The 17732-nt window shown below is 37.8% G+C and carries 13 protein-coding genes; 10 read left to right on the top strand and 3 right to left on the bottom strand.

Features of this window, described 5'->3' with window-relative positions:
• Entirely contained in the window at positions 1 to 2259 is a 2259-nt protein-coding gene (locus AAY42_RS12650) for a T9SS type B sorting domain-containing protein (RefSeq protein WP_055395766.1), read from the bottom strand.
• A gap of 264 nt (positions 2260 to 2523) precedes the next feature.
• Here AAY42_RS12650 and AAY42_RS12645 point away from each other — a divergent pair, with 264 nt between their 5' ends.
• Both AAY42_RS12645 and AAY42_RS12640 read left to right on the top strand, forming a co-directional pair.
• The gene (locus tag AAY42_RS12645) at positions 2524 to 4209 is read left to right on the top strand and encodes a glutamine--tRNA ligase/YqeY domain fusion protein (RefSeq protein WP_055395764.1); all 1686 of its coding nucleotides are present in this window, start codon (positions 2524 to 2526) and stop codon (positions 4207 to 4209) included.
• 213 nt (positions 4210 to 4422) lie between these two features.
• Complete coding sequence (locus AAY42_RS12640) at positions 4423 to 5700, top strand: POTRA domain-containing protein (protein ID WP_055395762.1); 1278 nt, start codon at positions 4423 to 4425, stop codon at positions 5698 to 5700.
• A 52-nt stretch (positions 5701 to 5752) separates the two neighbouring features.
• On the opposite strand, the gene AAY42_RS12635 is transcribed toward AAY42_RS12640, so the two are convergent.
• Entirely contained in the window at positions 5753 to 6682 is a 930-nt protein-coding gene (locus AAY42_RS12635) for an SPFH domain-containing protein (protein ID WP_055395760.1), read from the bottom strand.
• Between the two features lie 200 nt (positions 6683 to 6882).
• Between AAY42_RS12635 and AAY42_RS12630 the strand changes: the two genes are divergently transcribed.
• Positions 6883 to 7635 (top strand): leucine-rich repeat domain-containing protein, encoded by a 753-nt coding sequence (locus AAY42_RS12630; protein WP_139063732.1) that lies wholly within the window; start codon positions 6883 to 6885, stop codon positions 7633 to 7635.
• Between the two features lie 10 nt (positions 7636 to 7645).
• Here the strand turns inward: AAY42_RS12630 and gltX are convergent, their stop codons facing one another.
• Positions 7646 to 9181: a glutamate--tRNA ligase gene (gene gltX, locus AAY42_RS12625; protein WP_055395756.1), complete on the bottom strand. Its 1536-nt coding sequence runs from the start codon at positions 9179 to 9181 to the stop codon at positions 7646 to 7648.
• A 131-nt stretch (positions 9182 to 9312) separates the two neighbouring features.
• Here gltX and AAY42_RS12620 point away from each other — a divergent pair, with 131 nt between their 5' ends.
• The 7 genes from AAY42_RS12620 (at position 9313) to AAY42_RS12590 (ending at position 17685) form a co-directional block, all read left to right on the top strand.
• Positions 9313 to 12747, top strand: a complete 3435-nt coding sequence (locus AAY42_RS12620; RefSeq protein WP_055395754.1) for a DUF4175 family protein — start codon at positions 9313 to 9315, stop codon at positions 12745 to 12747.
• On the top strand, positions 12740 to 13159 hold the full coding sequence (gene ybeY / locus AAY42_RS12615) for an rRNA maturation RNase YbeY (RefSeq protein WP_055395752.1): 420 nt from the start codon (positions 12740 to 12742) through the stop codon (positions 13157 to 13159). The genes AAY42_RS12620 and ybeY overlap by 8 nt, the downstream gene beginning before the upstream one ends.
• A gap of 2 nt (positions 13160 to 13161) precedes the next feature.
• Positions 13162 to 15030 carry a tRNA uridine-5-carboxymethylaminomethyl(34) synthesis enzyme MnmG gene (gene mnmG / locus AAY42_RS12610; RefSeq protein WP_055395750.1) on the top strand — a complete coding sequence of 623 codons (1869 nt, stop codon included), beginning with the start codon at positions 13162 to 13164 and terminating at the stop codon, positions 15028 to 15030.
• On the top strand, positions 15027 to 15503 hold the full coding sequence (locus AAY42_RS12605; RefSeq protein WP_055395748.1) for a hypothetical protein: 477 nt from the start codon (positions 15027 to 15029) through the stop codon (positions 15501 to 15503). The genes mnmG and AAY42_RS12605 overlap by 4 nt, the downstream gene beginning before the upstream one ends.
• Positions 15504 to 15584: 81 nt before the next feature.
• Entirely contained in the window at positions 15585 to 16130 is a 546-nt protein-coding gene (locus AAY42_RS12600) for a hypothetical protein (protein WP_055395746.1), read from the top strand.
• Entirely contained in the window at positions 16108 to 16938 is an 831-nt protein-coding gene (locus tag AAY42_RS12595) for a class I SAM-dependent methyltransferase (RefSeq protein ID WP_055395744.1), read from the top strand. Before AAY42_RS12600 ends, AAY42_RS12595 begins: the two co-directional genes overlap by 23 nt.
• Positions 16939 to 17178: 240 nt before the next feature.
• Entirely contained in the window at positions 17179 to 17685 is a 507-nt protein-coding gene (locus AAY42_RS12590; protein ID WP_055395741.1) for an OmpH/Skp family outer membrane protein, read from the top strand.
• Positions 17686 to 17732 lie beyond the last annotated feature (47 nt).

The following is a 17732-nucleotide window of genomic DNA, read 5'->3' as shown; positions in this document are numbered from 1 at the left end:
TTATCTGATGACTGTTATGGTTCCTTGTTTTAGGTTTTCACCTCCTTTGGAAACCGTATAGTAAAAAATCATATTTTGGTTGTTGAAGGCTGTTGTTGATTGTGGCCAGTTGTTTTCATAATTGGTTTGGCTAAAGATTTCTTTACCCCTTTCATCATAAATTGTTACCAGAACATCTTCGCTTCTTGAATAGGTGTTTGGTAAAACCCATAAATCATTTATGCCATCTCCATTAACCGTGATAACATTTGGAATTGAAAAGGTATCCCTGTAAGTGACGGTTATGATCTTGCTTATGCTACAATTGCCAAAATCAGCAACTAAAAGATATTCTCCCTCTGCTTCAAAAGAGTAAAAGTTCTGTGAGCCTAAAAGGGTATTGTTGGTATCAAACCATTCATAAGAGTCTGCGCCACTCGCTGTTAGGGTTTCGGTTTCACCCTCAATAATTGTAATTTCTTCAGATCCGTCTAACACAAGAAGAGATTCATCAAATTCTCTAATTGTGATTTCATTGGATATAACAGGACAGTCATGTGTCTTTATGACTAGTTGATAAACACCAATTTCTGTTGCAGTAATATTTTCAGTCGTGGTATCGATGACAACACCATCTTTTAACCATTCAAAAGTTTCATCATCCAGACCTTCAGAGCTATTGAATACAATCGGGTCTCCACCATCACACAGAACAGTACCATTAGCGTTAATTTCCAACGGTTGGTTCACCACAAGTTTAACAGGTAGGTCGTTTGAAGTTGCAGTAAAACTATCCAAGCTACCGTCAAGTCTATACGTGCCGTTGCTTTCAAAATTGGATATCGTAATCGTTTTGGATGTTTCACCACTTATATTGCTTCCTTCGTTTACCCATTGGTATGAAAAAGCTGATTGCAAGTCAGATGTGACATCTGTTCTTGCTCCACCTCCAACGGCATTTATAGTTGAAAGGCTAAGCGTTACATCGGTATTTTGACAAGAGGTATATGCTCCTGCATAGTCTACAACAAACTCAAAAGAATCTGGAGAAACAACAGTTGTGGTTTCTGAATCCCTTGGAGCGCCTGAGCAACCACCACCATTTTCAGTGACCCTAGCGAAGTAAATGCCCGTTTCTGTAATAGTCAAAATATTATTGGTGGCATCTGTAATCGGGGTGCCGTCTTTATACCATTGATATGTTGGAGTGGTCGCTGAAGACGATACAGAGATTGTTTTGCTTTGGGATGGCAGTAAAACGATATTTTCCTCATTTTCCCTGGTCACAGCAAAGTCTCCAAGATTCCTAACCGTAACGGCAGAAGATCTTTCTAAACAAGCGCTTGGACCATCAGTCTCAACTTCGTACGATCCCGCAAAACCATCTATCGTGGTGTCAATATCGTAAGTATGCCCCTCTAGTGTGGGACCTGAAACGATGTTGCCGTCCTTGTACCAAGTATAGGTTAGGCCTGATCCATTTAGATTTGCTTGTAAGGTGTATGGGTCTGGAGAGCAAAGCCCAATATCATCAGAACCACTTATTGCTACACCCAACCCACTACCTGTGGTAATTTCAATTGTATTCGAAAGTGTGTTTGCAGAACCAGAGCATACGGATCCGTAATCAAGTTCAACGTAATACATACCAGCAGTAGATACGGTAAGACTTTCTGATTTTTCTGATAAAAGTGTACCGCTTCTATACCAGTTATATCGATATGTATCTGCATTTGGAATGTTGTGTGGCATCAATGTTACTGGATTCCCATCACATATTTGTATTTCTCCACCTGGGGGTATGCTTCCGCTTCCATCTTCACTAACCAACAAGGGTAAATTGTAATCAACAAAGTGCATGGGATAAGCATCCGAAGCTGGACTTGTCTTTACAGGACTGGTACTACGAACTCTAAACTTGTAATTTTCACCACGAACGGTGTTGGGAACTTCAAATCGAAACAGTACCTCAAAATCGATATTGTCATTGGAAACACGACTTAATTCGGTGGGATCTCCAAAATTTCCATTGGAATCTGAAAGTTCAAGGATAAACTCATTGGAAGAGTCCACAAGAGGAGCGTTCCAGGAAAATTCCACGAAATACTCATTGAAACTATCAGAAGCACATGCGGCCGTCCAAGCAGAATTACCTGCTAGATTTGGATTGTCTGCCGCTAAAGGTTGATTAAGTACTTGTGCCGTTAAAGTGTTGGCGCCAAGCAGCATAATTGTAAATACAATCACAAGAATGCTATTATACGAATTAGTTTTCTTCATCAGCGTTAGTTTTAAGAGGTTATGGGCAATACTGCCCTATAATTTGTGCCCCTTAATTTTGTTCAGTTCTTCTAGGTGTTAAAAACACCAACTATTTCATATAATATTCTAATAACAAATATGATTTTATTTTCATCGAATGGAAAGATATTGTTGTAGGTGATACCAAAAGTGTTGTGAAAATGGCTTTCTTTGTATACACCAAAGCATGATTAATCGCGATGAACGCTCGTTTTTACTACATTTGCGCTTCAATTTTTGGATATGGATGAAGAAGAGAAATCACTGAATTTTATAGAGCATATTGTTGAGGATGATTTGAAGGAAGGCTATACAAGGCAAGACTTGCGTTTTCGGTTCCCTCCAGAGCCAAATGGGTACCTCCATATTGGCCATGCCAGTTCGATTTGTTTAAATTTTGGATTAGGACTTAGGTACAATGCTCCGGTGAATCTTCGGTTTGATGACACCAACCCAGCTAAGGAAGAAAGTGAATATGTTGAAGCCATCAAGAAAGATGTTTCTTGGTTGGGGTATGAGTGGGATACAGAACGTTATGCATCTGATTATTTTCAGCAGCTTTATGACTGGGCGGTTGAGTTGATAAAGCAAGGCAAAGCTTATGTAGACAGTCAAAGTTCAGAGGAAATGGCAGAGCAGAAAGGAACTCCAACAGAACCTGGTAAAGAAAGTCCGTTCAGAAATAGATCCATAGAAGAGAATATTGCTCTTTTTGAAGGCATGAAGAATGGCGATTTTGAAGAAGGAAAACATGTACTACGAGCCAAGATTGACATGACTTCTTCTAATATGTTAATGCGCGACCCTATCATGTATCGTGTGCTGCACAAACCACACCATAGAACAAATACCGATTGGTGTATTTATCCTATGTATGATTGGACCCATGGTGAAAGCGATTATATAGAACAAGTCTCTCATTCCTTATGTACGTTAGAGTTTTTGCCACACAGAGAGTTGTACAATTGGTTTTTAGACCAATTGGTAGATTCTAAAAAACTTCGTCCCAAACAACGTGAGTTTGCCAGAAGAAACCTTAGTCATACAGTTGTAAGCAAGCGAAAATTGTTGCAATTGGTGGAAAATGGTGTAGTTGACAGCTGGGATGATCCACGCATGCCAACCATATCAGGATTAAGAAGGAGAGGATACACTCCGGAATCTATCAGAAATTTTGCAGAAACCATAGGTATTGCCAAAAGAGAAAATGTAGTGGATGTTTCTTTGTTGGAATTTCATGTTAGAGAACACCTGAACAAAATTACTCGGAGAGTAATGGCCGTACTTAATCCACTAAAAGTTGTCATCACCAATTACGAGGAAGGCAAGGAAGAATGGTTGGAAGCTGAGAATAACCCTGGAGATGAATCAGCTGGAAGCCGCCAAGTTCCATTTTCTAAGGAGTTGTACATAGAGCAGGAAGATTTTAGAGAAGAAGCCAACCGCAAGTTTTTTAGATTAAAGCTTGGTGGCGAGGTTCGTCTTAAAAATGGATATATTATAAAAGCGGAAAGTTGCACTAAGGATGCTGATGGAAACATAGCTGAAGTTCAGTGTACATATGACCCTAAAAGTAAAAGTGGCAGTGGTACAGAAGAAAGTTTACGAAAAGTAAAGGGGACCTTGCATTGGGTTTCCGTTCCACATGCAATTACCGCTGAGGTGAGACTGTACGATCGTCTTTTTACAGATGCCACACCAGATGCGCATAAAGAGAAAGAGTTTATGGAATTCGTAAATCCTGATTCTTTGCAAAAAATTACTGGATACTTAGAACCAAGTCTAAAAGACGCGAAAGTTGGAGATAGATTTCAATTTCAACGTCTTGGGTATTTTAATGTGGACACTGATTCAACAGCAGAAAATTTAGTTTTCAACAGAACGGTTACATTAAGGGACACTTGGGCAAAATTGGAGCAAAAAAGCTAACATAGCTAGGCCCTATTGTAATGATGTAAAACCATCATTTTTCTTTATTAAAACCAATTGGTTTTTAATCAATTTAAGACTGTTTTTGTTTTGTCTTATGGTTTTCTATGGGCGTTGATTCAAAATGCCTTTAGAGTTCATTTAAATTAAAAAACACCAATTCCTGTAGGGTTTGTAGTAATTTCTCGTCTGATAATGAGAAATTAAGAAATTGTGAAAAAGCTATTTTTACTTTGCCTCCTGTTTTGCACCACATTAGGATTTGCGCAAAATCAGAAAATAACCAAATTAGAATTTGAAGGACTTAAACGCACCAAAGAATCTTTTTTAAGAAGATTGGTAAAAGTTAGACCAAATACTGTTTATGATTCTGTTTTGGTCAAACAAGATATTGAACGTTTAAAACGATTGCCGGGAATAGCAAATGCAAAAGACAGTATTTATGGCATAGGTGATGAAAAAACGCTTGTTTATCAAATAGAAGAAAATTTCACCATTATTCCTGGGTTGCGAATCTCAACAGCGAACAATGGAGAATTTGCATTTAGGGTATCTGCGTTCGAGTTTAATCTGTTTGGGAACAATCAACTTATAGGTGGTTTTTATGAAAGAGATGTCTTCAATTCATATGGTGTGTTTTGGGAACATCCCTTTTTATTCAGTGATAAATTGGGTGTAGGATTCAACTATCAGGACAATACCTCGCAAGAACCGGTTTTTTTTGAAGAAGGGGTGAAAGACTATCGTTTTAACTCAAGAAGTGTGGAAGGAAGTTTGCTCTTTTCATTCGATTTTAAGAATGAGGCAGAACTTGGAGCTTCTTTTGTAAAAGAGCGTTATGATTTTATAGGGGATGAACCTTTAGCTGGAAGGCCTCTTGCTTTGGAAGCAGACAAACTGATCTATAGGGGACAGTACCGATATGTGGATTTAGATATTGACTATCAATATTTTGATGGTACCATAAATGAATTTACTACACAATACATAAGCTTTTTAAGTGGAGATGAACTTGGCACCCAGTTTTTGGGCGATTTTTTATCTATTCGAAATGATTTGATTCACTATAGAAAAATAGGAGCAAGAGGAAATTGGGCAAATAGACTTCGGTTTGCGGCGGCTTTTGGAAATGAAGATTCTCCTTTTGCACCCTTTACTTTGGACAATCAATTGAACATTAGGGGTGTGGGAAATACAGTAGATAGAGGAACAGCTGCATTGGTCCTAAACACGGAGTACAGACAGACGCTGTATGAAAAAGGATGGTTTGTAGTCCAGGGAAACGCATTTATAGATGCAGGCTCATGGCGAACTCCAGGGGAGGATTTTGGACAGTTGTTTGATGGCTCGTCCACCAGATTATATTCCGGACTGGGATTTCGATTGATTCACAAACGAATCTTTAATGCGGTCTTTCGGTTGGATTATGGCGTTGGAATTTCCAACGAATCTACCAACGGAATTGTGTTTGGAATAGGACAGTATTTTTAAACAAAAAGAAAAAAGGGGCCATTTGGCCCCTTTGTATTTAAAAGTGAAGTGTTTACTTTTTCGGTTTTGGAACGTTTGTCTTTTTCATGGATTCCCCAATCATATTGCTAGCCGTAAATGAGGCAACCATATTATTTAACATGTCACTACCTGCCTGTGGAGAATTTGGTAAAAGAATCAGATTGGTATTGGTTTCCTCACCAATAGATTGCAGGGTATCATAATGTTGGGTCACTACAATTAAAGCAGACGCTTCTTGCGAATTGATTCCAACCTTGTTCAAAACCTCAACAGATTCTTCTAGACCACGTGCAATTTCCCGACGCTGATCGGCAATACCCTGTCCTTGTAAACGTTTGCTTTCCGCCTCAGCTTTTGCTTTTTCTACAATTAGGATTCTTGCAGCATCCCCTTCAAATTGCGCTGCAATTTTTTCACGTTCTGAAGCATTGATTCGGTTCATGGCTTCTTTTACCTGAGCATCTGGGTCTATATCGGTAACCAATGTTTTGATGATGTCATACCCATATTCCAACATGGCATCTTGCAATTCTGATTTTACAGCGATGGCGATATCATCTTTTTTTACAAAGACATCATCCAATTTCATTTTTGGAACCTCGGCACGGACCACATCAAAAACATAAGAAGTGATTTGATCATGTGGATATTCCAGTTTATAGAACGCCTCGTAAACTTTTGATTTGATAACCACATACTGAACCGAGACCTTCAATTTTACAAAAACATCATCCAAAGTTTTGGTTTCTACGATAACATCCAATTGCTGAATTTTTAAGCCGACGCGGGCTACAATTCTATCAATCAAAGGTATTTTCATTTGTAGACCAGATTGGCGAATGCTGTTAAAACGGCCAAAACGCTCTATGATGGCCGCAGTTTGTTGTTTCACGGTAAAGAAGGAGGAAAACAAGATAACAAGCCCAACGAATATTAAAGGAATAAGAAGAAAGTTGCCCATAGGATATAGATTTTAAGTTAAAAAGTTAAAGTACAAAACTCTGTAAGATATAGGTAGTCAATAATCAAGTTTTGTTACATACACGTCAATTGGAAGCCTGGATTATCTATAAAAGAACCAAAATGAAAACCTGAAGCAAGGTATTGGAATTTTCTTAACTTTCCGGGAGCAGATTATTTTTTTTAAAACAACCTATGGGAATGACAGAAGAATTCATAAAACAAGGTTTTTGGAACACAACTCAATTTAATAGAATAAATCAGGACTCAATTACTGATATTGAGGAATATAATGATTCAGATAAGTTAAGTTTATTTATAACACAGCTTTCGGATAGGAGTGCTTATCAACAAAATAAATTAGTGGATAAGTGGTGCTCGAAATTACCAGAGTTGGATAAAGTAAAATATTTATGGCTGCCATCAAGAGTGAATCAAAAGATTTTTAATGCGATATGTAATATGCCTAACTTGGAAGGACTTTGGATAAAATGGAGTGGGATAAAAAGTATAGACGAATTAATTAATCTGAAAAAATTAAAGCACCTACATTTGGGCAGCTCATCTCAAATCAACGATATTGGTATGCTTTCTTCCTTGCCAAGTTTAAAAACACTTCATATGGAGCAACTAAATAAAATTTCTGACTTTAGATGTATAGGTAAACTTACTCAGTTAATTGGACTTGGAATTGACGGAAGTATTTGGACGCCTCAAAAGATAGATAGTCTAGAATTTATCAAACAAATAAGTGGATTGAGATATTTTACTATGACTAATTCACGATTGAAGTCAAAATCTTTTGAACCCTTATTGGCGTTAAAGTTATTGGTAAGATTCAATTCTTCATGGAACTATCCTGAGAGTGAGTTTTCAATTTTGCAAACTCACCCATCATTAAAATACGGTAATATTGAGACATCTTGGAAGGAATTAAAAAGCGGATTGGAATAAAAAAGGGTAATTAACCCAAAACCTCCAAAGCCCTTTTTATCCTCCCCATACTTTCCTCTTTTCCAATAAGAGCAAGAATATCAAAAATATGGGGGCCTTTTAGCTCCCCAACAATAATAAGCCGCAACGGCCCCATCACTTTTCCAAAGGAAAGTTCAGTATCCGTAATCCATGCTTTTACATGGGTTTCAACAGTTTCAGAGCTAAAATCTTCAGTGGCCTCCAAAATTTCAGCCACTTTTTGCATCAACTGAGGCGTATCTTCCTTCCACTGTTTTTTAACCGCTTTTTCGTTGTACGATGTAGGCGCTTCAAAGAAGTAATTGCCCAGTTCCCAAAAATCAGAGACAAAATCGGCTCGCTCTTTTATTAAAGAGACAACCTTTTCAATATAATCCCCGTCAAAAGAGGTCTCGACTGCGCTCGACCTGACAGCGATAATTGGAGCAAACAAGGCCGCAAGTTCTTTGTCGCTTTTCTTTTGTAGGTATTGATGATTGTACCATTTCGTTTTTTCAGGATCAAAGCGTGCGCCAGATTTGTTCACACGTTCCAAGCTAAAAGCTTCAATCAATTCCTCTAAACTAAACAGTTCTTGTTCCGTTCCAGGGTTCCATCCCAAAAGTGCCAAAAAGTTGACAACAGCCTCTGGAAAATATCCCGCTTCCCGATAGCCCTGAGATTCGTTCCAAGACAATGGAAAGACCGGAAACCCTCCTTTTTCACCATCGCGCTTGCTCAATTTTCCTTTACCGACAGGCTTCATAATAAGTGGAAGATGTGCAAATGCCGGAGCTTCCCATTCAAAAGCATTATATAATAATTGATGAAGCGCTAAAGAAGGAAGCCACTCTTCACCACGAATCACATGGGTTATTTCCATTAAATGGTCATCTACAATATTTGCTAAATGATAAGTAGGCATACCATCACTTTTGAATAGGATTTTATCGTCAAGAATATTCGTGTCTATTTTAATTTCCCCACGGATGATATCCTGCAAAACCAATTCTTGGTCTTGTGGAGACTTAAAACGGATTACATAATCTTCTCCAGAATTCAGTTTCTCCTGCACCTCTTTAGCGGTCAATGAAAGGGAATTGGAAAGCTTTAATCGGTTGTGCCAATTATAGATAAAGGTCTTGCCCTTTTCTTCATGATCTTTTCGGTGAAAATCTAATCGCTCCGAAGTGTCAAACGCATAATAGGCATGCCCTTTTTCAATAAGCTGTAAGGCATATTCCTTGTACATGTGTTTACGCTCACTTTGTCGGTACGGGCCAAAGCTTCCTTCTTTGGAGCCTGCACTGAGCGGAGCCGAAGTGGGCCCTTCATCAAAAGGAATACCGCACCAGTTTAAGGCTTCCACAATATACGCTTCGGCACCTTCCACATAACGGTTTTGATCTGTATCCTCTATTCGGAGGACAAAATCACCACCATGTTTTTTGGCAAACAAATAATTGAACAAAGCGGTGCGTACACCTCCAATATGTAATGGCCCGGTTGGGCTGGGCGCAAAACGAACCCGTACTTTTTGACTCATGCGATTTTAAATAGAGCACAAAGATACTATTTGGTCTAGCACTAGAAAACAGTTGACGGGATGTGTTTTAACAAAAAGTTTTCAGGAGTATTCGGTGCTATCAGGTATCTTGGTAGTAAATAACATGGATTTTGAATAGTTATTACAAGATACTTAGCAAGCTCAACGAGTTTACCAAGAAGTATTATACCAAGCAATTGATCAAAGGCATCTTATTGTTTTTGGCAATTGGGTTACTCTTTTTGTTGGGGGTAATGTCCTTGGAATATGTGCTTTGGTTAAATCAAGATTGGCGTCTTGTGCTTTTTCTGGTCTTTATTTTGGTGGAGTTGTTCCTGCTCTATAAGTTTATCTTGGTTCCCTTGTTTTTTCTTTTTAGGGTTCGAAAAGGGATATCGAACAAAGAGGCATCGCTGCTCATAGGCAGGCATTTTCCGCTGATAGATGATAAGCTTTATAATTTGTTGGAACTGGCAGAAAACAAATCTACTTCAGAACTTTTAATGGCGAGTATTGAGCAGCGAAGCGAAGATTTGAGTCAAGTTTCATTTGCAAAGGCTATAGACTTTAAGGAGAGTTTCAAATACGCAAAATATGTTGTCATTCCCATTCTAATTCTTGGGTTCATATGGCTGTCTGGGAACATTGCTTCTTTTTTCAATTCATATAAAAGAGTGGTGAATTATGATTTGGCCTATGAGCAACCCGCACCTTTTGCATTTCAATTACTGAATCAAAAGTTAGAGGTTCTGGATAATGAACCATTGACTGTTCGGGTAATCACAACTGGCGATGTAAAACCGGAAAATGTTTTTATGGTGATGAACGGAGAAGAGTTATTGCTAAAAAACCTTGATGGCGTTTATACCCATACGTTTGAGCCACCGGTTAGTGAGAGCAATTTTTATTTAATGGCAAATGGATGGAACTCCAAAAGCTATTCCATACGAAGTTTTAGAACGCCGTCCTTGCTGGACTTTGAAATGCGATTGAATTACCCAAAATACACGCAACGGACATCAGAAGTTATTAAGGGAACCGGAAATGCCGTTATTCCAGAGGGCACTCAAGTAGCATGGAATATTAAAGGGAAGTTTGTGGATGCGATTGAGATAGCGGCCAACGATACGCTAATTGCGTTTGACAAGGAGAATAATGTATTTGCATATAGAGAAAGGGTATACAATGATTTAAGGTATGAATTGAGCACTTCTAATGAGAATGTAAAAGACTATGAAAAGCTAGGTTATCAATTGGAGGTTATCAAGGATGCATATCCATCTATTGAGGCTGAGCAAGTGTTGGACTCAATCAACCAAAATCAGTCTTTTTATACGGGTCAAACTGCGGATGATTATAAGGTAAGTAAGATACGCGCTGTTTGTTATCCAGCAGACGATAATCAGGATATACAAAGAGTGCTTCTGCAATCTCCAAACAACAATGTGCATCAGTTTTATTATACGTTTCCTTCTGGTTTCACTTTGGAAAAAGGAAGAAACTATAAATTGTATTTCGAAGTTGTTGATAATGATGGACTTAGGAGTGGAAAGGTAACGAAAAGCAAGACATTCAACACCTCCCTTTTTGATGATAATCAACTGAAAAACAAAGAGTTAGAATTTCAAAATAGCATTTTGAACAAAATGGATAAGTCTTTGGAAAAGTATAAGGAACAACAAGAGACACTTTCCAAAATCAATGATAAGCAAAAGGAGGAAAAGACTTTGAACTTTGATGATAAAAATGAGATAAAGGATTTTCTTAAAAAGCAAGAGCAACAAGAAGAGTTGATGGAGAAATTCAGCCAGCAACTAAAGGAAAGTTTAAATAAAGAGGATAGCTCAGATGAACGAAAGAAGATGCTACAGGAACGACTTGAACGACAAGAACTGGAAGCTAAAAAGAATGAAAAGTTGCTTGAAGAATTGAACAAATTAGCAGATAAGATTGATAAGGAAGAATTAAAGAAAAAACTGGACGAACTTGGAAAGAAGCAAAGCTCTAGCGCCCGAAATTTAGAGCAGATTTTGGAACTCACTAAACGATATTATGTAACCGAGAAAATGGCGCAACTGTCCAAAGAGTTGGAGGAGCTTTCTAAAGAGCAAGAGGAATTGTCGGAGAAGGAGAATGATATTTCAAATGAAGAAAAGGAACAACAAAAGTTAAATGAAGATTTTGAGAAGTTGGCAAAGGAATTGGATGAGTTGAAGAAGGATAATGAAAATTTAAAAAAACCAATGAGCTTAAATGTTCAGGAGAAGGATAAGGAGGGCGTAAAAGAAGACCAACAAATGGCATTGGAAGAATTAAACAAGAGTAAAGAAGAACAGGAGAAATCCGAAGGAGAAAAGAGTAAATCCGCAAAGAGTAAAGCGGAACAAAAACAAAAATCTGCTGCCCAGAAGATGAAAGAGATGAGTAAATCGCTACAACAAAGTTCTATGGGAGGCGGAGGATCTTCAATTACTGAGGATGCTGAGATGTTGAGACAGATACTGGATAATCTGGTAACTTTTTCCTTTAAGCAAGAGAAGTTGTTAGAGAATATTGAAAGCGCAGATGTGGATATTTCACAATTTTCAAGAACTGTAAGGGACCAAAAGGAACTGCGTAGGTTATTTGAGCACGTTGACGATAGCCTGTTTGCATTGTCTCTTAGAAGAGCGGAATTATCAGAGTTTGTGAATGAACAGATTACCGAAGTGTATTACAACATTGACAAGTCATTAGAAAGCATTGCCGAAAACCAAATATTTCAAGGGGCCTCTTACCAACAATACGTGGTGAACGCTACCAATGCTTTGGCGGACATCTTGGCCAATATCTTGGATAACATGCAACAAAACATGAAACCTGGCCAAGGAAGCGGACAGGGAGGTGCAGATTTTCAACTTCCAGATATTATCAAGGGACAGCAAGGAGTTCAAGAGAAGATGGGAAAGTCAGGTCAACAGGGAAAGAATAGTGAAGGAGAAGAAGGAGAAAATGGCGATGGAAAACCCGGGGAAGGGGAGAAAGAGGGCTCAGGTAAAGATGGAGAAAAAGGCAGTCAAGGTAAGGACGGTGAAGGAGAAGGCAAAGAAGGCGGCCAAGGTGAGAATGGTGGTGAAAACGGAGAAGGCGGCCAAGGTGGCGATGGAGAAATGGGCTTAAGTGAGATATATGAAATCTACAAAGAACAGCAGTATATCCGTCAGCAATTAGAAAAACAGTTGAAAGATTTAATCAATGAAGCTGATAGAAATTTGGCTAAAAAGATGATTAGGCAAATGGAGGATTTTGAAAATGACTTATTGGAGAATGGTATCACACAGCGCACAAGGAACAAGGTTAATACGATTCAACATGAACTATTAAAGTTGGAAAATGCCACACTAAAACAAGGTAAGAAAAAGGAGCGTGAAAGTAATACAAACCTGAATAGATTTACGAACCCCATAACTACGAAACCGGAGCTACTAAGGGAATACCAGAACGACATTGAAATATTAAATAGACAAGCACTACCTTTGCGGCAAAATTACGAAAAGAAGGTTAAGGTTTATTTTAAGAATGATTGAGTTCCATTTTGAATCAGAATTCGTTTTAGAGGACAAAACCAAATATTCCGATTGGATTACTAGAGTTGTTGAAACTGAGAGTTTTTCAGTGGGACAATTGGACTATGTTTTTTGCTCAGATTCGTATTTGTTGAACATCAATCAGAAGTATTTAAATCACGACACTTTTACAGATATTATAACCTTTGATTATTCAAATGAGAAAACACTTTCTGGGGATATTTTTATCTCAACAGAAAGAGTAATGGATAATGCAGAGACCTACAAAGCAAGTAGAGAAGATGAGCTCTTGAGGGTTATGAGTCATGGGTTGTTGCACCTTATGGGCTTTAAGGATAAGAGTGAGGACGAGAGGAGTGTAATGAGAGCGAAGGAAGCGGAAAAAATTAAATTGTTCCACGTGGAACATTAGATATGTTTGAAAAAGAATATGATGTAATTGTAGTTGGTGGAGGTCATGCCGGAGCTGAGGCGGCAGCCGCGGCAGCCAATATGGGGTCTAAGACTTTGCTGGTTACGATGAACCTTCAGACTATTGGACAAATGTCCTGTAATCCTGCCATGGGCGGAATTGCAAAGGGACAAATAGTTCGTGAGATTGATGCACTCGGAGGTTATAGTGGGATTATTACGGACAAGTCTGCCATTCAATTTAAGATGCTGAATAAATCTAAGGGTCCTGCAATGTGGAGTCCAAGAGCGCAGAATGATAGAATGCGTTTTGCTGAAGAGTGGAGATTGGCTTTGGAGAACACCCCAAAAGTGGATTTTTACCAGGAGATGGTTTCAGGTTTATTGGTCGAAGGAGATAAGATTGTAGGAGTTAGAACATCGTTAGGAATTGATGTCAAATCTAAAGCAGTTGTTTTAACTAATGGCACTTTTTTGAATGGCCTTATTCATATAGGAGAGAAACAATTTGGGGGTGGAAGAGCAGGTGAAAAAGCAGCTACTGGGATTACTGAACAACTGACTGATTTCGGTTTTGATAGTGGAAGAATGAAGACAGGAACACCACCAAGGGTTGATGGCCGTTCTTTGGATTATTCTAAAATGATTCTTCAGCCCGGAGACGAAAACCCAGAAAAATTTTCCTACTTGCAAACCCCTGTTTTAACTGAACAACGGGACTGTCATATGACACATACCAGTGCCTTGGTTCATGATTTGTTACGAGAAGGGTTTGACCGTTCTCCGATGTTCAACGGTAGAATTAAAAGTATCGGGCCTAGATATTGTCCGTCTATTGAGGACAAGATCAATCGTTTTGCGGATAAGGATTCGCATCAGATTTTTGTAGAACCAGAAGGTTGGCATACAGTTGAGGTATATGTAAATGGTTTCTCCACTTCTTTGCCAGAGGATGTTCAGTATAAAGCATTGAAGTCAGTTAAAGGTTTTGAGAATGTAAAATTCTTTAGACCGGGATATGCGATAGAATATGATTACTTCCCACCAACGCAACTAAAACATACATTGGAAACCAAGTTGGTCAACAACTTGTATTTTGCAGGTCAGATTAACGGAACTACCGGATATGAAGAAGCAGCATCGCAAGGATTGATGGCGGGGATGAATGCGCATTTAAAGATTAATGAAAAAGACCCCTTTATTTTGAAAAGGGACGAGGCCTATATTGGCGTTCTGGTTGATGATTTGATTACAAAGGGAACGGAAGAGCCCTATCGAATGTTCACTTCTCGAGCCGAATATAGAACTTTGCTTCGCCAAGACAATGCAGATTTACGTTTGACACCCAAAAGTTTTGAGGTTGGGCTGGCAAACAAAGAACGTATGGAACGCATGGAGAAAAAACAAAATGAAGCGGATAGTTTTGTAAGCTTTTTTAGAAAAACAAGTTTTTCTCCAGAAGAGATAAACCCTATTTTAGAGTCTGTTTCTTCTTCAAAAGTTCGTCAGTCCGATAAGCTTTTTAAAGTTTTTTCCAGGCCCAAAGTTACCATGGACCATATGCTTCAATTGGACTCTGTTTCCAGTTTTGTGGAAGAGAATAAGTTCAATTCAGAAGTATTAGAACAAACTGAAATCCAAGTGAAGTATTCAGGCTATATTGAAAAAGAAAAGAACAACGCGGATAAGCTTCACAGGTTGGAGAATGTAAAAATTCCAGAAGGGTTTGATTATTCCAAATTAAAATCATTGTCTTATGAAGCAAGGGAAAAGTTGGAAGCGATACGCCCCGTTACAATTTCACAAGCCTCAAGAATAAGCGGTGTTTCTCCTTCTGACATTAGTGTGCTTTTAGTTTTTTTGGGTAGATGAAGCAATCGCTTTTTTTTAAACAATCTAAACCCATCACTGTCAAAATTTTAGGGGGTTTTATACTTCTATTAACCCTAGCGTTAATATATGAAGGTGTTGCCAAATCAAATCAAATCATCATCATGTTGGTTATAGGAGTCGTATTATTAGGGTATTCAATTTCATTTGAGTTGTGTAATAACTTTAATAATTTCAAGCACTTTAAATTATTTGGATTATCTCTTTTTAAACAAAATTTACCGTCTTTTTCTCCAAACTATATCAGTGTTTTTTCTGCTTCCTATAAAAAAGGCTCTGAATGGGGTCCAGTCGCCGCCATTGGAAAGCATTCAATAAACAAAGAATATGTAATTCGCTTGTTCAATCAAAACAACCATTTTACGGTCTTTAGATCAAATTCACTTGAAAAGGCCACCACAAAAGCAACAAAATTAGGCACAATGTTAAAGGTAGAAGTGAAGATTAATGAATAATTTGTTCCACGTGGAACAAATTATTCAGTTTCTTTTTTGGCTTAATATTTGATTCAATATAGGAATCAAACTAAACCACCAATGAAGAAAATTTTGCTCCTTTCCGTATTTGTGATTTTTTTTTATTCATGTATTCCAATACGAATCGCTCCGAATATTAAAGACTACAAAATCACTAAAGGCAAAAGATTTAAGCGAGGACTTCCAAAGAAAACAGTTTTTGTTTTTGAAGACCCAAAAGATGCAGATGAGTTTTATAATTACATAAACACAAAATTTCATTTAGAGGACTATTACGTGGACACAGAAGTACCATTCACAATTAAGAATGATAGATATTATTTTTCTTTTTATGAGGTTGAGATTCCAACCAAGACAATTAATTTAATCCCTTTGGTTGTTGATGGAATTATAAGTCAAACTACTGAAATGGATCCAATGCTTGAAGATGTGCATTCTTCTAGAATAGGAAATTGGTATATAGCAATGGAAGTTTTTAGTAACACGGAAAAAGATTGTTTAAAGGAGGGTTCAATTTCAAGGGATGTGGTTTTGGCGTATCTTCGAAACCTTAAACAGGAATACATTTCCACGCACAACTATAATGAAGTCGTATTTAAAAACTAAAGATTTTTCAGTCTCTCAAGAATCCTTTGAGCTACTTTATGACTCAGATTTGGAAATGTTGGTGACGCATCCAAAACCAAAGAATATCAATCCCTATTATGATAGTGAGCTGTATATCTCCCATACGGATTCTAAAATTTCCTTTACTGACCGATTATATCAAAAAGTAAAGCAGTATAGTCTTAAAAAAAAGATTCAACTTATTGATAATCAAATAGATAAATCAAAAAAACTGCTTGATTACGGAGCAGGAACCGGAGATTTTTTGGCAAAAGCCAATTCACTGGGCTTTGAAGGTGAGGGAATTGAACCTAATGGTAAAGCGAGAGCAAAGGCGGTAGAAAAAGGAATAGAGCTTCAGGAAGACATCACATCACTTAAAGTAAAAAAGTATGATGTAATTACACTTTGGCATGTTTTGGAGCATTTACCAGATTTGAATAAACGAATAGGGGACATAGAAGCATTGTTAGAAGAAAAGGGAACAGTTGTAGTTGCCGTTCCGAATTACAAATCTTACGATGCCAAACATTATAAACAATATTGGGCTGCTTATGATGTGCCCAGACATTTATGGCATTTTTCAAAAACATCTATTATTCGACTTTTTGATAGGCATGGTTTTGAAGTAGTTTCTATACGCCCCATGCTTTTTGATTCGTTTTATGTTTCACTATTGTCAGAAAAGTATAGGGGGAACAAATTGTATTTGATCAATGCTTTCTTTGTTGGCCTATGGTCAAATATTAGTGCTTACTTCTCCAAAGAATATTCTTCCTTGATTTATGTGATAAAAAAGAAGAATTAAGTCATTTTAGCCAAATTCTGATCACTTCTTCCGTTACCATTCATAATATCCCTGTGAAAAAAAGTAATGCGCTCTGGCGTCTACTTCTGAAGGCTCTTTTCATAGATGATGTCAATTAAAACTAAAGTTCTTAATAAGTATTTCTTATATGTCTTGTGAAAGGTTTTTTGGATTCATGAAAAGATAATTGCAGTCATTCAAAAAGCTTTTCTATTTTTGCGCATCCTTAAAAAGAGAAAGATGAAAAAACTTATAGTATTTGCAATCGCCTTGACCGCCATAGCATGTCAACAAAACAAGATTGGATATGTAGACAATGTAAAGTTGATGGAAGACTATCAGGAGAAAGCTGACATTGAGGCTAAATTCCAAACCAAGGTTGATGCGTTGACCAAGAAAAGAGATAGTATTTCTCAGGCATTCCAGATAGAGCTTCAAGCTTTTCAGACAAAAGCCCAAAGCATGTCTCAGAAAAAGGCTCAAGAAGAGTATGGTTTGTTACAACAACGCGGACAGTTTGTGGGGCAACAATTACAGCAGGAAGAGCAACAACTTCAGCTGAACAGCCAAACTGAAATGGATTCTTTGGTGAGTAAAGTGAAAAAGGAGATTAGCGCATATGGGAAAGCAAATGGTTTTACCTATATATTAGGCGGCGGTGCAGGAGGAGCAGTTTTGTACGGGGAGGAAACACAGAACTTGACAGAGGCGATGCTTAAAATCTTAAATGATAAGTACACCAACTAGTCTTCTAAAAATATTGAACATAATACTAAGAGCCCGTTCGTTTTGAA

The organism is Flagellimonas eckloniae (assembly GCF_001413955.1).
Lineage (GTDB): Bacteria > Bacteroidota > Bacteroidia > Flavobacteriales > Flavobacteriaceae > Flagellimonas > Flagellimonas eckloniae.
The sequence above is the reverse complement of the archived record's forward strand: the minus strand, read 5'-3'. Positions and strand labels throughout refer to the sequence as shown.

Bases quoted from the DNA above. Each gene is read 5' to 3' on its own strand.
- ybeY (WP_055395752.1), top strand. From the start codon at position 12,740: ATGATTGAGTTCCATTTTGAATCAGAATTCGTTTTAGAGGACAAAACC.
- AAY42_RS12630 (WP_139063732.1), top strand. From the start codon at position 6,883: ATGACAGAAGAATTCATAAAACAAGGTTTTTGGAACACAACTCAATTT.
- mnmG (WP_055395750.1), top strand. From the start codon at position 13,162: ATGTTTGAAAAAGAATATGATGTAATTGTAGTTGGTGGAGGTCATGCC.
- AAY42_RS12590 (WP_055395741.1), top strand. From the start codon at position 17,179: ATGAAAAAACTTATAGTATTTGCAATCGCCTTGACCGCCATAGCATGT.
- AAY42_RS12635 (WP_055395760.1), bottom strand. From the start codon at position 6,682: ATGGGCAACTTTCTTCTTATTCCTTTAATATTCGTTGGGCTTGTTATC.
- AAY42_RS12595 (WP_055395744.1), top strand. From the start codon at position 16,108: ATGAAGTCGTATTTAAAAACTAAAGATTTTTCAGTCTCTCAAGAATCC.
- AAY42_RS12645 (WP_055395764.1), top strand. From the start codon at position 2,524: ATGGATGAAGAAGAGAAATCACTGAATTTTATAGAGCATATTGTTGAG.
- AAY42_RS12650 (WP_055395766.1), bottom strand. From the start codon at position 2,259: ATGAAGAAAACTAATTCGTATAATAGCATTCTTGTGATTGTATTTACA.
- gltX (WP_055395756.1), bottom strand. From the start codon at position 9,181: ATGAGTCAAAAAGTACGGGTTCGTTTTGCGCCCAGCCCAACCGGGCCA.
- AAY42_RS12605 (WP_055395748.1), top strand. From the start codon at position 15,027: ATGAAGCAATCGCTTTTTTTTAAACAATCTAAACCCATCACTGTCAAA.
- AAY42_RS12600 (WP_055395746.1), top strand. From the start codon at position 15,585: ATGAAGAAAATTTTGCTCCTTTCCGTATTTGTGATTTTTTTTTATTCA.